Here is a 20,925-nt window from a genome sequence, read left to right as displayed (position 1 = left end):
TTACATTATTAAATGTTAATTTAATTGACTAGTCCTAAATAATCGATACAGATTATTAAAGATTAAATTTATTATTTAAATCTCATTGAAACTAGTTTCAATGAGATTTTTTGATTTGTATTGTTTCATTATGATTTTGTTTTGCTGATGCATAAGCTCTGGTGTTAACATGTGGTTTGATAAGTGTGGCCTTAAGTTGTTGTAAATGCAAATAGCTTGTTCTACCAATTTTCTCTTCATAGGTAACGACTGTAAATGTATTTTCATAAGGGTCGTATTTTTCGGTCATACTGGATTTAATTGCGTTTTGCGACAATAGGTTCTGATATTCATTAGAACAATATTGCAACCCTCTATCAGAGTGGTGAATAAGTGGTTCATCTTTATACATCCTATAGTTCAAAGCCATCTCCAAAGCTTTTATGGTTCCATCAACCGCCAGACTTTCCGATACATTATATCCTATTATTTTTTTAAAATAAGCATCTGTTATTAATGCTAAATAAGATGGGTTGCTTCTAGAACCTAAATAGGTTATATCGCTAACCCATACTTGTTCTGGTCGATTAATTTCAACATTGCAAACAATATTCTTATGCTTTCTAAATCGATGGTGAGAATCTATAGTTATCTGATATGATCTTTTAGGTTTTATAAGCATATGATTTCCTTTGAGTATTCTAAAGAGTTTATCTCTGCCAACATTTAAAACAATGAGTTTGTCTTTCAATATATAATACAATTTTCTAGTACCTATTTTAGGCATAATACTACGAATACTGCGCACTAAAGCAATCACTTGTTTTACTATATGCTGCTTTTTAGTCCTAGATTTAACAGCTCTATAATATACCTGTCTATTTAGCCCGAGTAAGTTACAGGTGGAAACTATTGTTTCTTTTTGTTCTTCTTTGAAGCGTTCAATAACTCGGGCGTGTAATTTTTTCTGATAGCAATATCATATTCTTTTTCCGCCATATCTACTAACATATCAAAAATGATTACCTTTTTATCAGCTCTTTCAGCTAAGTGCTCGGCACGAGCCTTTTGCTTTTCCAAAAGTTTAACTTTAGCCTCTAACTCAACGATTCTTTGTTCTGGTGTTTTTGCCACGTTTACTACGGATAGGTTTTCCCAATCAAAGGTACCATATTTTCGTAACCAAGATGTGATTGTCGATCTTGCTTGTATGCCATATTTAAGGTGAACCGAAAGTCTATCCAGCTTACCAGATTCAATTTCCTCTACTACTTGAAGTTTAAAAGAAAGCGAGTAGTCTTTTTGGGTTCTTTTTGTATAACCCGTCTTTACTGATGTATTCATTACACTAAGTTTTAGTGTATCGCTATGTTAGGACGGGACAAATAAAACAAAAAACCGCCAAGAGCAATTGCTCTTGGCGGTTTAATAAAATAATAGATAAATTAATTACCTCTTATCTATTTGAATTAATAGAATTATCAATGTTTTCATTAGCATCAATCTCTACCTGAGGAATTTTAAGATAAAATCTTTTATCGTTAGGCTCTAAATCCTTAACAATTCTGTGATTAGGAGTTCTAACAATACCCCTCTGCAAACGTTTTGCATCAAACCACTCAACACCAAATTCACCATACATTTCCTTCCTTCTTTCTAAAAGAATTTCTTCTTCTAGAGCAGAACCTGTATTAGCTGATTTAACAGCTAAAGGATCTCTGTTACTTTGCAATTCAAATAGCAAATCTTTAGCCCCTGCTTCATCTCCCTGTCTAAACTTAGCTTCTGCTTCAATTAAAATCATTTCCGCAGTTCTCATAATAACTATATCACTTGAGAAAGCAAACAAGAATTTTGTACTTGTAACCTTAGTATAATCAGTAGCTGTACCAACCTGAAAAGTATTACGAGCATCTGTTGCTGTGAACTCATTTGAAAAGTACTCATTGATATAAATATTATTATATGCAGGCGTAATTGGGTCTACAAAGGCAGATGGTGCATTATAATAATAATTAGATTGGTCACCTGTTTGAGGCATACCCCATATCCATTCTTTGTTGCTAATATCATCAAAACCGTTTCCGTAAGTAGCTGGGTCTAAAACCTCGTTAACATTACCACCGTAAGCAGCAAAAGCTGCAGCTTCAGCACCACTCCAATTACCCATAGCCAAGTAAACCCTAGCTAATATACCATTAGCAACATTAACATTCACATATGATTTTCCAAGTCTTTCTTCTGTTAACGAAGAAATAGCAACTTTTAAATCATCAACTATAAAGTCATAAAGTTCACCTAATGTACCCATAGGTTTACCCTCTGTTGAAAGTTCAGTATATATTGGAGGCGCAGGTAAATCTCTATTAGCTTCTGTATAACCTTCTTGAAATTCTAATGCTAACTGAAAATAATAAAATGCTCTAAGTGCTTTTGCTTGTCCTGTAAGCTCTTGTTTATCAATTTCTGATAATTCAGAGGTTTCTACTCCATTAATACACGCATTAATTTGATTAATCATATAATATGGAAACTCCCATGAAAAAGAAGTTCTACGGTAAGTAGGCTCTCTATTATCATTGTCATAATCAAAACCCCACCATGAACGAGCGTGAATTAAGTCATTACCCTTAATTGTTCTTGCAAAATAAATTGAATTTACACCTGCAGCATCAACACTTGAAAATTGACGTCTAGCTCTTCTGGCAATTCCAGACAAAAAAGACTCAACACCTGTTCTAGATCCAAAAATTACACTTTCCGCTACTACTTCAGTTGGCTGCGGTTCATTCAAGTAATCTTCTGAACAACCAACAAATACTAAAGAGCTTGTGCATAATAAGGATAGTATTCCTTTTTTTATAATATTCTTCATTTTCTTTATATTTTATTAAAATTGTACATTAAGACCTAAACTAATAGTTTTTAATAAAGAAGATCTACTATCTGTAGTACCTGCTAAACTTTGTTCAGGGTCTATTCCTTTGTGGCTTTGCCATGTAAACAAATTATCACCTCTTAAATAAATTCTAACATTGTCTAAATAAGCCTTTTTAGTGATATCTGATGGTAAACTGTACCCCAAAGTAATAGCTCTTAACCTTACATAATCATTATCAAATAAAAACCTAGTAGATGTTCCGTTAAAATCGTTTTGAGAGTTTAGCAACAAAGGCACATCTGTAATATCACCTGGTTGTGTCCATCTATTTGCTACATCAGGAGAAGCTGTATAACCTGGTCTAGAAAAACCATCCATTAAACCAGCATATGAACTATCATAAACTTGAGCCCCAAAACTAAAGTTAAACAACATATTAAAATCAAAACCCCCAACTTTTAAATCTGTTGTTAAACCTCCTGTAACATCTGGCAAAGAAGACCCCTGATAATACCTTGTAGCTTCAGAATAATCCTTAGTTGTCTCTCTTTCTCCTGTTGGATTACCTTCTGCATCCAAAACATCTTTATACCACATACCGTAACCATCTTCTGGATCTACACCTGCCCAATCTTGAATAAAGAAATCATACAAAGATTTTCCTTCTTTCCATTTTTTAGTACCAGTAATGAATTCATCTTGAGTTAGCTCAGTGATTTCATTTTTATTAATTGCGGCATTAACACCTAAAGACCAAGTAACTTTATTATTTTGAATTAACCTTCCTGTTAAAGCCATTTCGTAACCAGAGTTCTTAATTGACCCAACATTAGTCGTAATACCAGAGTTTCCTGTAGAAATAGGCAGTGGTTTAGTATAAATCAAATCAATAGACTCTTTACTGTAGTACTCAAAGCTACCGTCTAACCTATCTCTCAACAAAGAAAAATCTACACCAACATTAAATAATGCAGAAGTTTCCCATGTTAAATTAGGATCTGTTACATCTCCTAATAATACACCTGTATTATCTAACTCATTATTACCTGTTTCAAAACCCTGTAAATAAGGAAAATAAGAAGATGTACCATTATTTCCTAATTCACCGTAAGATGCTCTTAACTTCAACAGATTAATAGTATTACTACCTGCTAAAAAGTTTTCGTCAGATATAACCCATGAACCACCTACAGAGAAGAAGTTACCCCATCTTGTGTCTTCAGAAAATCTTGAAGAACCATCTCTACGGTAAGAACCTTCTATAAAATATCTATCCTTATAACTATAAGCCAAACGACCTAAGTAAGATGTCAATCTATCTTCGTTAACAAAACCACTAACTCCTTCAGGTAAAGTGCTGCCATTTAACACCTTAACCCCCGGCAAAAACCCAGTTCCTTGAGCCCCAAGAGCATCAATCTTTAATTTATAAGCTTCAAAAATTGCAGTAGCCTGAATACCATGGTCTCCAAATGTTTTATCATAATTTAGAGAATTTGTAAAGTTAAAAGTTGTAGTAATATCTCTACTCTGATCAACTCGCCCACCTACACTAGAGGCTACACCAACATCATATGCGTCATAAGAATTACTATCAAACAAATAGTTTTCATATGATAAATTTGTCTTAAAAGATAAGTTGTCTGAAAACTTAATTTTTGCAAAACCATTTACAGTTGTATTTGTTCTTTTGTTTACATCATCATAATTATACAATGAACCTACAGCATTTTCGTTTCCTAACAATGGTCTACTTCCATTTACAGATTGACTTGGTGTAGAACCATAATCATAAATTTTATTTCCAGAATTATCTAAAACAAGCCCTCCATTTTCATTTCTTCTGTATAAAGGATATATTGAAGACATACTATATATCCACTGATAAGAACTTTGAAAAGTAGAACCTGATTGAGTAGGAAAATTCTGCTTTGACGTAGATAATGAGGTATTTAAACCAACTGTTAACCAGTCCTTAACTTCCGTTTCAATATTTAATCTTGTGGTAAACCTTTCAAAATCTGATTCTCTTACAGCCCCTTCTTGGTTTAAGTAATTTGAAGATAAGAAAAATCTTGAAGATTCTCCACCTCCAGAAATACTTACAGTATATTCATTACGTTGTGCTGCACTTCTTAACATTGCATCTTCCCAATCTGTTTCCCATAAAGAAGTAGCTCCAGCTACTAAATTACCATTTTGATCTACAGGTTGTGCTACATTGTAAGGATTGTAACCTAAGTTAGAAATCAAACTTTGTGAAGCATTAATCCCTGCGTCTGTTGCAGATTGACCAGATACATATAAATTTTTATTTCTTTCTGCTTCCCAAGAATATCTCATCATATCATCATTACCAATACGATCATGTAAAGCAACTGCTGGCGTAGAAAAGCCAGAAACAGCAGAAACTGTTATTTTAGAACCTGAATTATATGAACCTTTTTTAGTGGTAATTAATACAACACCATTTGCTGCTCTAGAACCGTATAATGCAGTTGATGATGCATCCTTCAGAATGTTCATAGACTCAATTTGATCCCCACTGATACTATTAATATTACCATTAAACGGTACACCGTCTAATATAATTAATGGATCTGCACTAGCATTAATAGAGCCTATACCGCGTATTCTAATAGTTGGATTAGACCCTGGTTGACCACCCGATGTAATAACATTAACACCAGCTACAGTACCTTGTATAGCACTTGTAACAGTAGTTAGCTGCTGACTATCAATCATCTCTTCTCCTAGAGAAGTTACAGAACCTACTATAGACTTCTTTTTTTGAGATCCATAAGCTACTACCACAACCTCATCTAAAGCTTCTGCATCCTCCTCCATTTGAAGGCTAATTGTGTTTGATGCTCCAACTTTTCTTTCAGTTGTTTTTTGACCAACGTAACTGTAACGCAATACTTGCCCTACACTTGCTTTAATGGTATAATTACCATCAAAATCTGTTTGCGTTCCTGTTGTTGTACCCACAACTAAAACAGTTACACCAGGTAACGCCAAACCTTCATGATCTGTAACATTACCTGTAATTGTCTTCTCTTGCGCATAAGAGAAGCTCATTAACAACACCAATAAGGGTGTTAATATCCAAGCTACCTTTGTTCTCATTTATTATTATTTTTTGAGTTAGTAATTAACAAAAATCCTAATTAAGAGTTAAGTTTACAAGAAAGTATTGTTAATGAAAGTAGCATATGTTAAAAATAAAATGATTATTACATTATTATTGTTTTAATATCAAAAACTAATACAAAAAGACACTTTTTTAACTTTATTAACCCATAAATTTAAAAATAACAAAACACAATACTTAATATTAAATAGTAAAAAACCTACTAAAAAATACAATTGTACATAAATAATTACTAATTAGTTACTTTATAAATTACAATTGATATTTATTACAAAACAGTAATTAATTAAAAACTATCATAAAAAGTTAAAGCTTTTTAACCTTCATCTAAATTAGAATTATATTGATAATGAATTTAAATATAAATTATGCTTAATTTTGTATTTCTATTTTCACTTTTTATGTTAAAATCTTACTACAAATTAATTAATGAAACAGGAACTGATGAAGCTGGCCGTGGCTGTTTGGCTGGTCCCGTTACCGCTGCTGCAATTATTTTACCAGAGAATTTTAAAAATGATATATTAAACGACTCCAAATTACTCTCTGAAAAAAAAAGAGAACTTTTAAAACCTATTATAGAAGAACAGGCTATTTGCTATGGGGTTACTCATATTTACCCTAAAAAAATAGATGAAATAAACATCTTAAACGCATCTATACTTGCTATGCATAAAAGTATAGATAAGTTAACTACCAAACCAGAGTTTATAATTGTTGATGGTAACCGTTTTAAACCCTATAAAAAAATTAAGCACGAGTGTATTATTAAAGGAGATTCTAAATTTTTGAGTATTGCAGCTGCTTCTGTATTAGCAAAAACATATAGAGATGCGTATATGGAAAAGATACACAAAGAGTTTCCTATGTACAACTGGAAAAAAAACAAAGGCTACCCTACCAAAGAACATAGAGAAGCTATTAGAGAATATGGGCTAACCAAATACCACCGCAAAAGCTTTAAACAATTACCAGAGCAATTAAAGTTTCCGCTATAAGTAAATTAATTTAACTTTGTTACTATAAGTTGTATTTGTATGAAGTTAAAAATTATTATTGGTTTACTTACTATATGCTGTTTTAGTTGCACTAACAAGCAACAAACTAAAACCGTTATTTTAGATTACCTCCCTAACCGCGCATCTACTGTGCTAAAAATAAACGACTACAATAGCCTAACTAGCAGTATAAAAAACAATGACATATTAAGTTCATTAAAAAATTCTGAGCAATTAAAAAGCTTTTATGACGCAAGCAAAATCCTAAATCATATACAACCCAACACTAAAGGTCTTTTAGCCTTTATTGCTAAAGATAGTATTAAACACAATTATTTTTACATTACCAAAGACTCTGTAAACCTTAATAATCTTGATAGCCTTTACACAAACAGCACCACATCTTCTAACAATATTAATTATAAAGAATACAAAGTAGATAGCACTTCCTGTTTTGTAGCAAACAGCAAACCCTTTACGCTGTTTTCTTCTGATAAAAGTTTAATAGCAGACGTTCTTGGCAACAATACTAAAATAGACAACAATATATATAAGTTATACAATGCATCTAACAACAAAACTGCTACACTGTATACTCGTAAAAACAGCAATACATTTTTAAAAAACATTTTTCCTATAGACAGTTTACATAATAACGAAAATACAAACTGGATTTCTTTAGATATTAACACAAAACAAAACCTACTAAATTTAGCAGGTATAACCACAACTAATGATAGTATTACCAACTTTTTAAGTTTATTTAAAAATACTAAAGCTGTGGCCAATAGAGTGCAAGAATATGCTCCTTTACAAACAGAAGCAATTACGTCTTACACTTTTACAAACTATGTAACATTTGCAAAAAACCGATTAGAGTATTTAGGTGAAGAAACTAAAATTGACTCAATTTTTACTACTGTTGAAGAAATAGCTATAATTACAACAAAATCTAAAAAAGCAGTTTTACTGCAAACCTTTGGCTCAGATAATATAGATGAATACCTAAGTACGTTTAAAAAAAATATTAGTACAGACAATCCTATAGTTGCACTAAATAACAATACTATCTTATCAGCTTTATTTAGTCCTTTAGTAAATTCTTTTAAAGCAAATTACTATACTATATTAGGTAATGCTTTTATTTTTACTGAAGAAATTGAGACTTTACAAGACATTATTAGCAACTACAAAGCAGGTACTACTTTTAATAAAACACCACTTTACAAATCTGCTACAGAAACTATGGCAAAACAATCTTCAGTTTTACAAATTTCTAATTCTAAAAAGCTTGAAGGAATAATTGCTTCTAATTTTACAAAAAACAATAAACTTAAGCTAAACAACTACTTTTACGCTAGCCAACTAGTAGCAGATGCTAATTTTTACCACACCAACATTACGGTTCAAAAAATAAACACTAAAACAGAAGCAAATACTACTGCCCCTATTTTTACAGTGCAGCTAGATAATGATTTAGCAACAAACCCACAGTTTGTAAAAAACCACAGAACAAATAAAAAAGAAATTATTGTTCAGGATATTGAAAACAATTTATATTTAATTTCTACTGATTGTAAAGTATTATGGAAAAAACAACTAGACAGTAAAATACAAGGAGAAATAACCCAAGTAGACCTCTACAAAAACGGAAGATTACAATTTGCATTTACAACAAATAACCAGTTTATAATTTTAGACAGAAACGGAGAAACAGTAGAACCATTCTCTATAACTTATGATGGTGGAAACTTAAACGACTTAGCTGTTTTTGACTATGAAAACAACAAAAACTACAGATTTGTTGTCACCCAAGACAAAAAAGTATTTATGTACAACTCTAAAGCCAAAATAGTAGATGGCTTTACATATACAGAAGCAAGTAGTTCTATTATTAGAAAACCAAAGCATTTTGTGGTTGACAATAAAGATTATTTGGTTTTTATGCTTGAAGACGGCTCGCTTAAAATTTTAAACAGAGTTGGCAAAGTACGCGTTAAAACAACTAATAAAATTGCATTTTCTAACAATGATGTAGTCTTATTTAAAAACAAATTTACAGTTACAGATACCACAGCAATATTACACCAAATAGCTACAAACGGAAAAACAGCGGCAACAAAGTTTAACCTTATTAAAGATCACGGTTTAGATGCTACTACAAATACTTTGGTGTTAATGGACCAAAACACCATTAGTATAAAAGGAAAAAAAGTAAGCCTTGATTTAGGTATGTATAGCAAACCAAAGATATTTTACATCAACAATAAAATATATGTTAGCGTTACCGATTTACAAAATCAGAAAATATATTTGTTTGATAGTAATGCAGCTCCAATACAAAACTTTCCGGTTTACGGGAGTTCATTAATTGATTTAGCCGATATAGACAATGATAAAAAGTTAGAGCTAGTTGCTAAAGACCTAGACAACTCTATAATTGTGTATAAAATAAACTAAAAAGCACCATTAACACATCATTTACAGCACTTTACACAATTTAACTACACCTTTTGCATCTTAAACAGTATATTTACAAGCGTTCATTTTTATTAAAAAACAGAACACTAAAACACTGTTAGATTATGAAAACATATACAATTATACTCGCTCTTATATTAACGTGCTCTACTGCAATTTTTGCCCAAGGTGACTGCAGTAAATATTATCCTTTTAATTCTGATGTTAAAGCAGAAATTACCTCATATGATAAAAAAGGAAAAAAAACTACATCTGTAAATTACACTGTAAAAAGCGTAAATAATAACATTGCTACCATTGCTACAGAGGTCTATGACAAAAAAGGAGAATTTATTACCAATACAGAATATGATATAGAGTGTACAGAGGAAGGTATTAGTATAGACTTTAAATCTATGTTTAACAACCAACTTTTAAAACAGTATAAAGATATGGACCTTGAGCTAACTGGCAATAATATTAACTTACCTAACAACCTAACTCCTGGTACAACCCTACCAGATGCAAACCTAGATATGGTTGTAAAAACCGGCGCAATAAAACTTAAAATGTTTATTAAAATGACAAACAGAAAGGTTTTAGGCAACGAAACTGTTACTACCCCTGCAGGCACCTTTGACTGCGTTATTTTAACTAATGACACCGAAATAAAAATGGGCATAAAAAGTACCACAAAATACAAACAATGGATTGCAGAAGGTATAGGTATGGTAAAGAGCGAGGATTACAACAAAAACGGAAAACTCATCTCTACAAATATTTTAACCAAGTTTAAAAATTAGCAGCCTATTTTAAAACCATTTCAGCTTCAAACAATGCTGTAAAATGCTTTAGTAATTTATCTTTTACTTCTGCTATATTTACTTCTTTTTTACCTAGCTCTACATTTAAAGATGTTACTGCTTTATCTTTTATTCCACACGGAATCATAAGATCAAAATACCCTAAATCTGCATTTACATTTAAGGCAAAACCGTGCATTGTTACCCACCTACTAGCGCGCACACCCATTGCACAAATTTTACGCGCAAAAGGCGTTCCTACGTCTAACCAAACTCCAGTTTCTCCTTCAGAGCGTTCCGCTTTTAAGCCATACTCTGCTAAGGTTAAAATTACCATTTCTTCTAGCAGGCGTAAGTACTTGTGTATATCTGTAAAAAAGTTATCCAAATCTAAAATTGGATATCCTACAATTTGCCCAGGGCCATGATACGTAATATCTCCTCCCCTATTTATTTTGTAAAAAGTTGCATTTTTTTTAGCCAATTGTTCTTCATCTATTAACAAATTAGCCATATCACCACTTTTACCTAAAGTATACACGTGCGGATGCTCTACAAACAAAAAATGATTAGGTGTTTTTAAACCTGCATCTTCTCGCCTGTTTTTTATTTTTATATCTAAAGTTTCTTTAAAAAGATCTTCTTGGTAGTCCCAAGTTTCCTTATAATCTTTCTGTCCTAAATCTTGTAGAAATACTTCTTTGTTCATACCACAAAGATACAACTATCTGTCCGGATTATTCAATATAATAAGCGCGGCAATTGTACCAGGAACCCAACCGCATAACCATAATAAAAATACAATAACTATAGATCCGCATCCTTTACCTATTACAGACAAAGGCGGACATAAGATAGCTAATAAAACTCTCCAAAAACTCATTTACTATTATTTTGATTGATGTACCTATAAGACGTAACAAAACACTATTTGTTACTATTTTTTTCAATTTTCTTAAAAAACTCTATTTAAGCTTCTTTTATAAGGTTGATAACCAAATACTCATCAACCAAAAACAATACATTTAACACTAGTGATATACAACATACTAACATCAAAATGTAAAAATTTAAAAACCTTTGTATGCTAATGTACTTTCTACTTTGATAGATTACTAGTTTGTAACTATATTTGCAGCCTTAATTATAGATATATGCAGCTTTCAGAACAAGAAATCATCAGAAGGGAAAAATTAGGCAAGCTAAGAGAAATGGGCATTAACCCATATCCGGCAGATTTATACCCAGTTAACACTACCTCTAAACAAGTTAAAGAAAATTTTGAAGAGGGTAAACAGGTGGTAATTTCTGGTAGATTAATGTCTAGAAGAATACAAGGAAAAGCTTCTTTTGCAGAGTTACAAGATGGTGAAGGCAGAGTACAAGTTTACTTTAACAGAGATGAAATTTGTACAGGTGATGATAAAACTTTGTATAACGATGTTTACAAGAAATTATTAGACATTGGAGACATTATTGGCATTGAAGGTGATTTGTTTACAACACAAGTTGGCGAAAAAACAGTAATGGTTAAAAAGTTTACAATACTTAGTAAATCTTTACGTCCATTACCGTTACCAAAAGTAGATTCTGAAGGTAAAGTTTTTGACGAATTTAATGACCCAGAGTTACGCTACCGTCGTAGATATGCAGATTTAGTTGTAAATCCGCACGTTAAAGAAGTGTTTGTTAAACGTACCAAGCTTTTTAATGCTATGCGTAGTTTTTTTAACGACGCTGGTTATTTTGAAGTAGAAACTCCTATTTTACAACCTATTCCTGGTGGTGCTGCTGCAAGGCCGTTTATTACTCACCACAATAGTTTAGATATTCCGTTGTATATGAGAATTGCTAACGAGCTTTATTTAAAGCGTTTAATTGTTGGTGGTTTTGATGGAGTTTATGAGTTTTCTAAAAACTTTAGAAACGAAGGAATGGACAAAACACATAACCCAGAGTTTACAGCTATGGAAATTTATGTGTCTTACAAAGATTATAATTGGATGATGGATTTCTGTGAGAAATTATTAGAACATTGTGCAATTGCTGTTAACGGTACAAGTGAAGCTACATTTGGTGAGCATAAAATTGATTTTAAAGCTCCTTATGCACGTGTAACTATGGCAGATTCTATTAAACATTTTACTGGTTTTGATATTACTGGTAAAACTGAAGCTGAAATTTTTGAAGCTGCTAAAGGTATGGGGATAGAAGTTGATGCCACAATGGGTAAAGGAAAACTTATTGATGAAATTTTTGGCGAAAAATGTGAGGGCAATTATATACAACCTACATTTATTACAGACTACCCAAAAGAAATGAGTCCGCTTTGTAAAGAGCATAGAGATAACCCAGAACTTACAGAGCGTTTTGAGCTAATGGTTTGTGGTAAAGAAATTGCAAATGCATACTCTGAGCTTAATGACCCAATAGACCAAAGAGAACGTTTTGAGCACCAATTAAAACTTGCTGCTAAAGGTGATGATGAAGCTACAGAATTTATTGATGAGGACTTTTTACGTGCTTTAGAATACGGTATGCCTCCTACATCTGGTATGGGAATAGGAATGGATAGGTTAATTATGTTTTTAACCAACAACCAATCTATACAAGAAGTATTGTTTTTTCCTCAAATGAAGCCAGAGCGTAAAGCTGCTGCTTTAAGTGATGAAGGAAAAACTGTTTTAGCTCTTTTAAAAAAGGCTGAAAAACTACCTTTAGATGAATTAAAATCATCATCTGGTTTAAGCAATAAAAAATGGGATAAAACTATTAAAGAATTAACCAAAAATGGTGTTGCTAAAGTGAATAAAACTGATGATGGTTTATTTGTAGAAATAGTATAATACCAAACACTTATAAATTTAAAACAGCGTTACTATTAAGTAACGCTGTTTTTTGGTTAAAAGATAACCATCATCAAAACAAATAACCTTGTTTGTTTTAATTTTTAAGTATTGTTAAATTAATCTTCATTTTTATCATTACGGTCTATATACTGCACATCTCTTGTGTTTTTTTGTACTGCAATAGCAGAAAATAAACTTAGCAAAAAAGACATTGCATAAAACCCTTTTTCACTTAACAATAAATCTGCATTCCACAAACCAACTACCAACAGCACAATAGATGCTACTGCAGCAAACCAACTTATACCGTAATAAATATCTGTTACAGGTACATCTTCTAACTTATCTCGCACTGCTTTTTGTACAGATATTACAGAAAATAGTCCAAAAAGTAAAATTGTAAAGTAATATCCTTTTTCATTTAATAGCATATCTGCGTTCCACAAACCAATGCAAAAAGCAACCATACCTACAAATAAAGAAGTCCAAGCTGCACCTATAAATGCTGCTGTTGGTTTTTGATCATACACTTTTTTACTTTTCTTCTTTTTTGATTTCAATTCTTTTTCTACTGAAACATTTGTTTGATAATCCATAATTTTTGTGTTTTGATTACGGTACAAATATGTGGCGATTTAAAACCTACAACAACACAACTTACGCATAAAACTGACGATATAATTTAATACTATAAATAAAAATACACTATATTTAATAAGTTATTCATATTTTTAATGACGATTAAATGACAGATTTAAACGTAATTGTAACCACACTTACAGTAGAGGAGCAACAACAATTTGTACTTTTTTTAAAGAAAAAGAACAAACGTAACGACACTAAAAACATTCAGCTTTTTAAATTACTACAACAAAACAAGCTGTCCTCTGCAGAAATTTGCAAACAACTTTACAGCAACAAAAAAAATGCATACCACGCTTTAAGAAAACGCCTGTACAACTCTTTAATAGATTTTATAGCTAATATTAATTTGGAAGAAGAAAATTCTGTTGATATGCAAATTATAAAGTACATATTAGCATCAAGGTCTTTTTTACACAATAAGCACTATAAAGTTGCCTATAAAATACTAGACAAAGCAGAAGTATTAGCAGAGGCTCATTATTTATTTGCCATTTTAAACGAAATATACCATACTAAAATTCAGTATGCATATGCAATTCCAGAAATAAATATCTCCAATCTTATTACTCAATTTAAAAGCAATCAAAAAAACTTATTATTAGAAGACCAACTAAATATAGTATATGCTAAAATGAGGCAGACACTAAATAACATTACTTACAAAGGAGATGTTATAGATATAGAAACCTTATTAAAAAACACACTACAAGACCATAAAATAACTATAACAGAATCTTTATCGTTTAAATCTTTATACCAATTAATAACCTTAGTTAGTATACCTGCTTTTGTTACCAATGACTATTTAAAAACTGAACCTTTTATTATAAAAACCTACGCTATTTTAAAAACACATAAAAGTGCTACCAAGCAATTGTTTTACCATATAGAAGTTCTGTTTTTAATTGCCAACACACTGTTTAGAAATAAAAAGTTTAACGACTCACTTCACTATCTAAAGCTAATGGAAACACAAATGTTAGCAAACAACAAAAAATATTACAATACTTTTAAATTAAAACACCAATTTTTACTTGCTTTAAACACCAACTACAGCAACCAACAAGACAAGGCCATTGGTATACTAGAACAACACATTAATAGTAAACACAGTGATATAGATTCATTACTAAAAATTCATTTAGGCTTAAGCACTTTTTACATTCAAGGAGGCAGATTTAAAGAAGCACAGCAAATATTCTCTAAATTTTACCATACAGATAAATATTATGAGAGTAAAGCTGGTAAAGATTGGGTAATAAAAAAGAATTTAATTGAGATTATTTTACATATAGAACTAAATAACATAAACCTTGTAGAGTCTAGATTACTTAGCTTTAAAAGAAATTACTTTAAGTATTTAAAACAAATAAATCAGCACCGTGCAATTACATATTTATCTTTTATAGAACTTTACTATAAAAATCCATCACAACTAGTTACGGATAAATTTAAAGCAAAAGTAGAAAACTCTTTTGAGTGGGTAGGAAAAGAAAAAGAAGACATTTTTGTAATGAGTTTTTATGCCTGGCTAAAAAGTAAAATGGAAAATAAACCGCTTTACAAAACAACTTTAGAAATGGTACAATTAGCAAAAGAAGATTAAGTTAACTTGTTATTTTACTATTAAATACTTGCTTGTACCTGCTAAAACTTTATAGTTTGCTTGCAAATTATATATTTGTATAACTATAAGCATTATACATTATGGCATTAAGCAAAAAAATTGGACTAGTAACCGGACCTCTAGTTTTTTTATGCATTTTACTACTACCTACTACAATACTATCTACAAATGCAGATGCTGTTATAGCAATAGCTCTTTGGATGGTTATTTGGTGGATAACAGAAGCTGTATCTATTTCTGTTACCGCACTACTACCCTTAATTTTGTTTCCTATATTAAAAATAATGCCTTTAAATACAGTAGGTGCTAACTATGGTAATAAAATTATTTTTTTATTTTTTGGAGGTTTTATTTTAGCACTTGCCCTAGAAAAAGTGAACTTACACAAACGTATAGCTTTAAACATTATAAAAATTACTGGCACTACACCCAATAAAGTAGTACTGGGTTTTATTATTGCTACTGCAACCCTAAGTATGTGGATTAGTAACACCGCAAGTACAGTTGTAATGCTACCAATAGCTGTATCTGTAATAAAATTATTAGTTAATGATAAAGATGGTTTTACAAAAAGCGATAAAAACTTTGCCTTAAGCGTAATGCTTGGTATTGCTTTTTCTGCAAATGCAGGCGGTATTGCTACCATTATTGGTACACCTCCAAATTCTGTTTTAATAGGGCTATTAGAAGAACAATATAACATAGAGATATCATTTTTAAAGTGGATGATTATTGGTTTACCTTTTTCAATTGTATTACTAACTGTTATTTACTTTGTGCTTGTAAAGTGGATGTTTCCTAACAAGCAACTTGAGTTTTCTGCATCAAAAGAAGTTATCAATTCTGAATTAAAAAAACTTGGACCAACTAGTAAAAAGGAAAAAATGGTACTGGTAATTTTTGCAATTACAGTATTCTTATGGATTTTTAGAACCCTAATTAATTCCGTTTTTCCAAGCATAGGATTGTCAGATACTGTAATTAGCATGATAGCTGCAGTATCTTTATTTGCTGTGCCTTACAACTTAAAAAAAGGAGATTTTATTTTAAAATGGAAAGACACAGAAAAGTTAGCCTGGGGAATATTAGTACTTTTTGGCGGAGGCTTAGCTTTAGCAAATGGTATGGCTACAACAGGTATAGTTACTACTGTTACAGAAGCAATATCTAACAGCAACATTAATATCTTTTTTACAGTTTCATTATTAATATTACTAATGTTGTTTATGACAGAGCTTATGAGCAACGTTGCTTTAATAACTGTTTTAGCTCCTATTGTAGCTGGTATTGCAATTGGTTTAAACATACCAATGTTACATATACTTATACCAGTTACAATGGCTAGTAGTTGTGCATTTATGCTACCAATGGCTACACCACCAAATGCAATAGTATTCGCCAGCGGCTATATTAAAGTAAAACAAATGGCAAGAGTTGGTATTATTTTAAACCTAATAGCTGTAGCATTACTAATATTACTATTCCAATTTGTACTTCCTATACTTTTTTAAAACAGAATAGCCTCTGCAATGCAAAGGCTATTCAATCGACTAATTCAATCTTACAAAGAGATATCGTAATTCCTTTTTGTTGTTGATTGTTATATAAATAGACGAAAAAAAATTGCAAAAGTTACAATAAATGCAAAATTTTAACATAATAACAATTAAATCGTAATTTAATTAACAAATGTTAAGTTATGTTAATTTTTAACTTAAATCACTGTAAATCAATAATATAAATACAATTCAATTTTAATACACCTGCTATTTTGTTATGATATTATTAACATAGAATTAGGATTTTTTTGCGGTTATTTGTTTTTATTCAAAAAATTAACTCAAACTAACAATGATTAAAAGTTTACTCACCAAACTTCTATTAGTTGTTTTTCTATTTGGTTCCCTTACCAATTTAGAAGCTCAATCTAAAAAGAAGAACAAGAAAAGCAAGAAGAATGCTAAAACAGAAACTCCTGCTGCAAAGCCAAAAAAAGGAGCTATTTTACCTTATAACAAGGTAATTACAAAAGATGCTAAAACAGACACTGGTTTGTTTAACGTACACACCGTAGACGACAAACGTTATTATGAAATTCCTGACTCTTTGTTTAACAAAGAAATGTTAATGGTAAGCAGAATAGCAAAAACAGCAACCGGATTAGGTTTTGGCGGTGGAAAAATTAACACTCAAATGCTACGTTGGGAGAAAAAAGATAAAAAAGTTCTTCTACGTATTATGTCTACAAACATTGTTGCAGATGAAAAACTTCCTGTACATGAAGCCGTAATGAACTCTAATTTAGAGCCAGTTTTATATTCTTTTGATATTAAAGCGCTAAAAAAAGATTCTCTAAACCCTACTACAGTTATACAAATAAATGACTTTTTTCAGAAAGATGTTAAAACTCTAGGTTTGCCAGAACGCAACAGAAAGCAATATAAAGTTAGCCGTTTAGATGATAGTAGAAGTTATATTGAAAGCGTAAAAAGTTACCCGTTAAATATTGAAGCTAGACACGTTAAAACATACTTTGCTGGCAACCCACCATCTAACTCAGCTTTAGGATCTATTACAATAGAGATAAATAACTCTATGATTTTACTTCCTAACAACCCAATGAAAAGACGTTATTTTGATGAACGTGTAGGTTGGTTTGCTCGTAGCCAAGTAGATTATGGTTTGGATGCTCAAAAAAGTAAATCTGTTACCTATTTAGATCGTTGGAGACTAGAAGTTAAAGATGAAGATTTAGAAAAGTTTAAAAGAGGTGAACTTGTAGAACCTAAAAAGCAAATAGTTTATTACATAGACAGAGCTACACCAGAAGAATGGGTACCTTTTATTAAGCAAGGTATAGAAGATTGGCAAGTTGCTTTTGAAGCTGCAGGCTTTAAAAATGCAATTGTTGCTAAAACGCCTCCTACTCCAGAAGAAGATCCAGAATGGTCTGCAGAGGATGTTAGATATTCTGTTGTTAGGTATTTAGCTTCTCCTATTCCAAACGCAAATGGTCCTCACGTAAGTGACCCTAGAACTGGAGAAATTTTAGAATCTGATATTAACTGGTACCACAATGTAATGACTTTATTACGTAACTGGTTCTTTGTACAAACTGCAGCTATTAACCCAGATGCAAGAGGTGTTGAGTTTAAAACTGAGGTTATGGGTAGATTAATACGTTTTGTATCTTCTCATGAAGTTGGCCATACCTTAGGCTTACCTCATAATATGGGAAGTAGTGTTGCATATCCTGTAGACTCTTTACGCTCTGCTTCTTTTACTAAAAAATATGGTACAGCACCATCTATTATGGATTATGCACGTTTTAACTACGTAGCACAGCCTGGTGATGAAGGTGTTGCATTAATGCCTAACATTGGTGTTTATGATAAATATTCTATTAGCTGGGGTTACCGTCCTATTTTAGATAAATCTGCTAAGGAAGAAAAGAAAACTTTAGATAGCTGGATTTTAAAGCACGCTGGTGATCCTCTTTACCGTTTTGGAAAACAACAATTTGGTGTAATAGACCCAAGCTCACAAACCGAAGATTTAGGTGATGATGCTATGAAAGCTAGTGACTATGGTATTGCTAACTTAAAAAGAATTGTTCCTAACTTAATTAAATGGACAGCAGAAGACGGCAAGTCTTATGATGATTTAGATGAGCTATACGGACAAGTTTTAGGACAATACAACAGGTATATGGGGCACGTATCTAACAATGTTGGTGGTGTTTATGAAAACTACAAAACATACGACCAAGAAGGTGCTGTATACACGCACGTACCAAAAGAAAAACAAAAAAGAGCAGTGCAATTTTTACACAAACAATTGTTTTCTACACCTACTTGGCTAATAGATAATAATATTTTAAATAAAATTGAAAATGCTGGAGCTGTAGAACGTATTAGAAGTACACAGTCTAGAACATTAAACAATCTATTAAATACAGGCAGAATGGCCCGTATGATTGAAAATGAAGCTTTAAATGGCTCTAAAGCTTACAACCTAACTACAATGATGTCTGATGTTAGAAAAGGCATTTGGAAAGAGTTAAGCACAGGAAGATCTATAGACACCTACAGACGTAATTTACAACGTGCCTATGTGGACCGTATGGAATATTTAATGACAGAAGATCCAAAAGCTTCTAGATTTGGTACTGCCGTAAATGTTAGTCAGTCTGATATTAGAGCTGTAGTAAGAGCTGAATTGCAAACGTTAGTACGTTCTGTAAAATCTGCTGCCGCAAATTCTTCTGGTATTAGAAGAGCACACTTAAAAGATATACAAGAAAGAATAGAAGCAATTTTAGATCCTAAATAAAAAAAAAACCTTTTAAGTTAAAGGCTGTAATGTATAGTACATTACAGCCTTTTTTATGTAATATACTTAACAACAACACACTACAGTTTACCACATTTACACAACAACTTTACAACAAACTGGAATAAAAACTACAAATAAGTGTGTATTTCATCTATAAAATTATGCATTTTATCTTGTTTATTCATTTTTTTTAATATATTGCAGGTAACAAACAACAAAAAATAAGTGTTTCACAACCAAAAAATGGTTGTTACACAACAAGAGTTATAATAAATTAATTAACCTAGGTATCTTTGATATAGAACCGATATAAAAACCCCAAATCTTATGTCATACAAACTTAAAAGCTTAGTTTATTTTTCTTGTTTAGTTGTTGCAATTTTTGCTTATGTGCAAGTTGACAACGAAAACGTTTTAGAGGAAAATAACAACACGGTAGAGCTTCAAAATATTGAAGAGAACACAAACAGTAACGACTTAATTGTACAGTTATCTGAAGAAGAGTAAACGTATTTTTATAATACAGAAAAAGTCTGAAGCTTTATGGTTTCAGACTTTTTTTTTGACCTATTTTTAATGTTAAAATGCTCCTAAAAAACAACTACAGATTAAACTATTTATAAAAATGATTGTCAAAATAACAAACAATTAAAAATAGTAATATGAAAAAAATAACATTTGTAATGGTTTTAATGCTAAGCGTTTTAACTATATCAGCACAAGAAAGTAAGGAGAATTCTAAAGATGCAAAACACAAAATGCATAAGAGAAAGGATGGCAAAAGAGCTATGCACAGAATGGCAAAATTTACTCCAGAACAAATGGCCATTTTACAAACCAAAAAAATGACCCTTGCTTTAGATTTATCTGAAGATCAACAATCAAAAATTGAAAAATTGAATTTAGAAAATGCAAAATTTTTCAAAGAAAAGATGGAAGAAAGAAAAGCAAAAAAAGAAGCTGACAAAAAATTAACTTCTGAAGAAAGATTTGCAATGGAAAATGAAAAATTGGACCATCAAATTGCTCAAAAGAAAGCTTTAGAGAAAATTTTATCTAAAGACCAATATGCACAGTGGAGTAAAATGCACAAAAGAAAATCTCATTCTCCTGAAAAAAGAAAAATGCACAGGAGACAAATGATGATGAAAAAGAATAAGACTATGAAGTCTTAAAACAAAAAAGGAGCCATTA

At 31.3% G+C, this 20,925-nt stretch carries 16 protein-coding genes; 9 read left to right on the top strand and 7 right to left on the bottom strand.

Annotation, left to right across the window (positions count from 1 at the left end; all coding sequences use genetic code 11):
- Nucleotides 1-97: 97 nt before the first annotated feature.
- From JM80_RS16520 to JM80_RS07085, 4 genes are all read right to left on the bottom strand, one after another.
- Nucleotides 98-892 (bottom strand): IS3 family transposase, encoded by a 795-nt coding sequence (locus JM80_RS16520; RefSeq protein WP_255436849.1) that lies wholly within the window; start codon nucleotides 890-892, stop codon nucleotides 98-100.
- Nucleotides 889-1,323 (bottom strand): hypothetical protein, encoded by a 435-nt coding sequence (locus JM80_RS16515; RefSeq protein ID WP_222428949.1) that lies wholly within the window; start codon nucleotides 1,321-1,323, stop codon nucleotides 889-891. The genes JM80_RS16520 and JM80_RS16515 overlap by 4 nt, the downstream gene beginning before the upstream one ends.
- 112 nt (nucleotides 1,324-1,435) lie before the next feature.
- Nucleotides 1,436-2,854, bottom strand: coding sequence for a RagB/SusD family nutrient uptake outer membrane protein (locus tag JM80_RS07090; RefSeq protein WP_144709588.1), 1,419 nt, complete (start codon nucleotides 2,852-2,854; stop codon nucleotides 1,436-1,438).
- 15 nt (nucleotides 2,855-2,869) lie between these two features.
- The gene (locus JM80_RS07085) at nucleotides 2,870-5,989 is read right to left on the bottom strand and encodes a TonB-dependent receptor (protein WP_144709587.1); all 3,120 of its coding nucleotides are present in this window, start codon (nucleotides 5,987-5,989) and stop codon (nucleotides 2,870-2,872) included.
- Between the two features lie 426 nt (nucleotides 5,990-6,415).
- Here JM80_RS07085 and JM80_RS07080 point away from each other — a divergent pair, with 426 nt between their 5' ends.
- From JM80_RS07080 to JM80_RS07070, 3 genes are all read left to right on the top strand, one after another.
- On the top strand, nucleotides 6,416-7,012 hold the full coding sequence (locus tag JM80_RS07080) for a ribonuclease HII (RefSeq protein ID WP_144711178.1): 597 nt from the start codon (nucleotides 6,416-6,418) through the stop codon (nucleotides 7,010-7,012).
- A gap of 39 nt (nucleotides 7,013-7,051) precedes the next feature.
- Complete coding sequence (locus JM80_RS07075; protein ID WP_144709586.1) at nucleotides 7,052-9,472, top strand: ribonuclease HII; 2,421 nt, start codon at nucleotides 7,052-7,054, stop codon at nucleotides 9,470-9,472.
- A 125-nt stretch (nucleotides 9,473-9,597) separates the two neighbouring features.
- Nucleotides 9,598-10,275 (top strand): hypothetical protein, encoded by a 678-nt coding sequence (locus JM80_RS07070; RefSeq protein ID WP_144709585.1) that lies wholly within the window; start codon nucleotides 9,598-9,600, stop codon nucleotides 10,273-10,275.
- A 4-nt stretch (nucleotides 10,276-10,279) separates the two neighbouring features.
- On the opposite strand, the gene lipB is transcribed toward JM80_RS07070, so the two are convergent.
- Together lipB and JM80_RS07060 are read right to left on the bottom strand one after the other, a co-directional pair.
- Nucleotides 10,280-10,984, bottom strand: coding sequence for a lipoyl(octanoyl) transferase LipB (gene lipB / locus JM80_RS07065; protein WP_034646452.1), 705 nt, complete (start codon nucleotides 10,982-10,984; stop codon nucleotides 10,280-10,282).
- Between the two features lie 15 nt (nucleotides 10,985-10,999).
- Complete coding sequence (locus JM80_RS07060; RefSeq protein WP_013620258.1) at nucleotides 11,000-11,158, bottom strand: YqaE/Pmp3 family membrane protein; 159 nt, start codon at nucleotides 11,156-11,158, stop codon at nucleotides 11,000-11,002.
- A gap of 271 nt (nucleotides 11,159-11,429) precedes the next feature.
- On the opposite strand from JM80_RS07060, the gene lysS reads away from it, so the two are divergent.
- Nucleotides 11,430-13,121: a lysine--tRNA ligase gene (lysS, locus tag JM80_RS07055; RefSeq protein ID WP_144709584.1), complete on the top strand. Its 1,692-nt coding sequence runs from the start codon at nucleotides 11,430-11,432 to the stop codon at nucleotides 13,119-13,121.
- A gap of 119 nt (nucleotides 13,122-13,240) precedes the next feature.
- Here the strand turns inward: lysS and yiaA are convergent, their stop codons facing one another.
- Entirely contained in the window at nucleotides 13,241-13,720 is a 480-nt protein-coding gene (yiaA, locus tag JM80_RS07050) for an inner membrane protein YiaA (RefSeq protein WP_013620260.1), read from the bottom strand.
- A 149-nt stretch (nucleotides 13,721-13,869) separates the two neighbouring features.
- Between yiaA and JM80_RS07045 the strand changes: the two genes are divergently transcribed.
- The 5 genes from JM80_RS07045 to JM80_RS07025 all read left to right on the top strand — a co-directional run bounded on the left by JM80_RS07045 (nucleotide 13,870) and on the right by JM80_RS07025 (nucleotide 20,906).
- A complete protein-coding gene (locus tag JM80_RS07045; RefSeq protein ID WP_144709583.1) occupies nucleotides 13,870-15,375 on the top strand; it encodes a hypothetical protein in 1,506 nt (501 codons plus the stop codon).
- 101 nt (nucleotides 15,376-15,476) lie between these two features.
- A complete protein-coding gene (locus JM80_RS07040) occupies nucleotides 15,477-16,907 on the top strand; it encodes a DASS family sodium-coupled anion symporter (protein WP_144709582.1) in 1,431 nt (476 codons plus the stop codon).
- Nucleotides 16,908-17,247: 340 nt separating this feature from the next.
- A complete protein-coding gene (locus tag JM80_RS07035) occupies nucleotides 17,248-19,728 on the top strand; it encodes a zinc-dependent metalloprotease (protein WP_144709581.1) in 2,481 nt (826 codons plus the stop codon).
- A 330-nt stretch (nucleotides 19,729-20,058) separates the two neighbouring features.
- On the top strand, nucleotides 20,059-20,238 hold the full coding sequence (locus JM80_RS07030; RefSeq protein ID WP_034646448.1) for a hypothetical protein: 180 nt from the start codon (nucleotides 20,059-20,061) through the stop codon (nucleotides 20,236-20,238).
- A 155-nt stretch (nucleotides 20,239-20,393) separates the two neighbouring features.
- Entirely contained in the window at nucleotides 20,394-20,906 is a 513-nt protein-coding gene (locus JM80_RS07025) for a hypothetical protein (protein ID WP_038504813.1), read from the top strand.
- Nucleotides 20,907-20,925 lie beyond the last annotated feature (19 nt).

The sequence above is a fragment of the Cellulophaga sp. RHA_52 genome (genome assembly GCF_007827205.1).
GTDB lineage: Bacteria > Bacteroidota > Bacteroidia > Flavobacteriales > Flavobacteriaceae > Cellulophaga > Cellulophaga lytica.
Note: the sequence above shows the minus strand (reverse complement) of the source record. Positions and strands in the feature narration are given on the sequence as shown.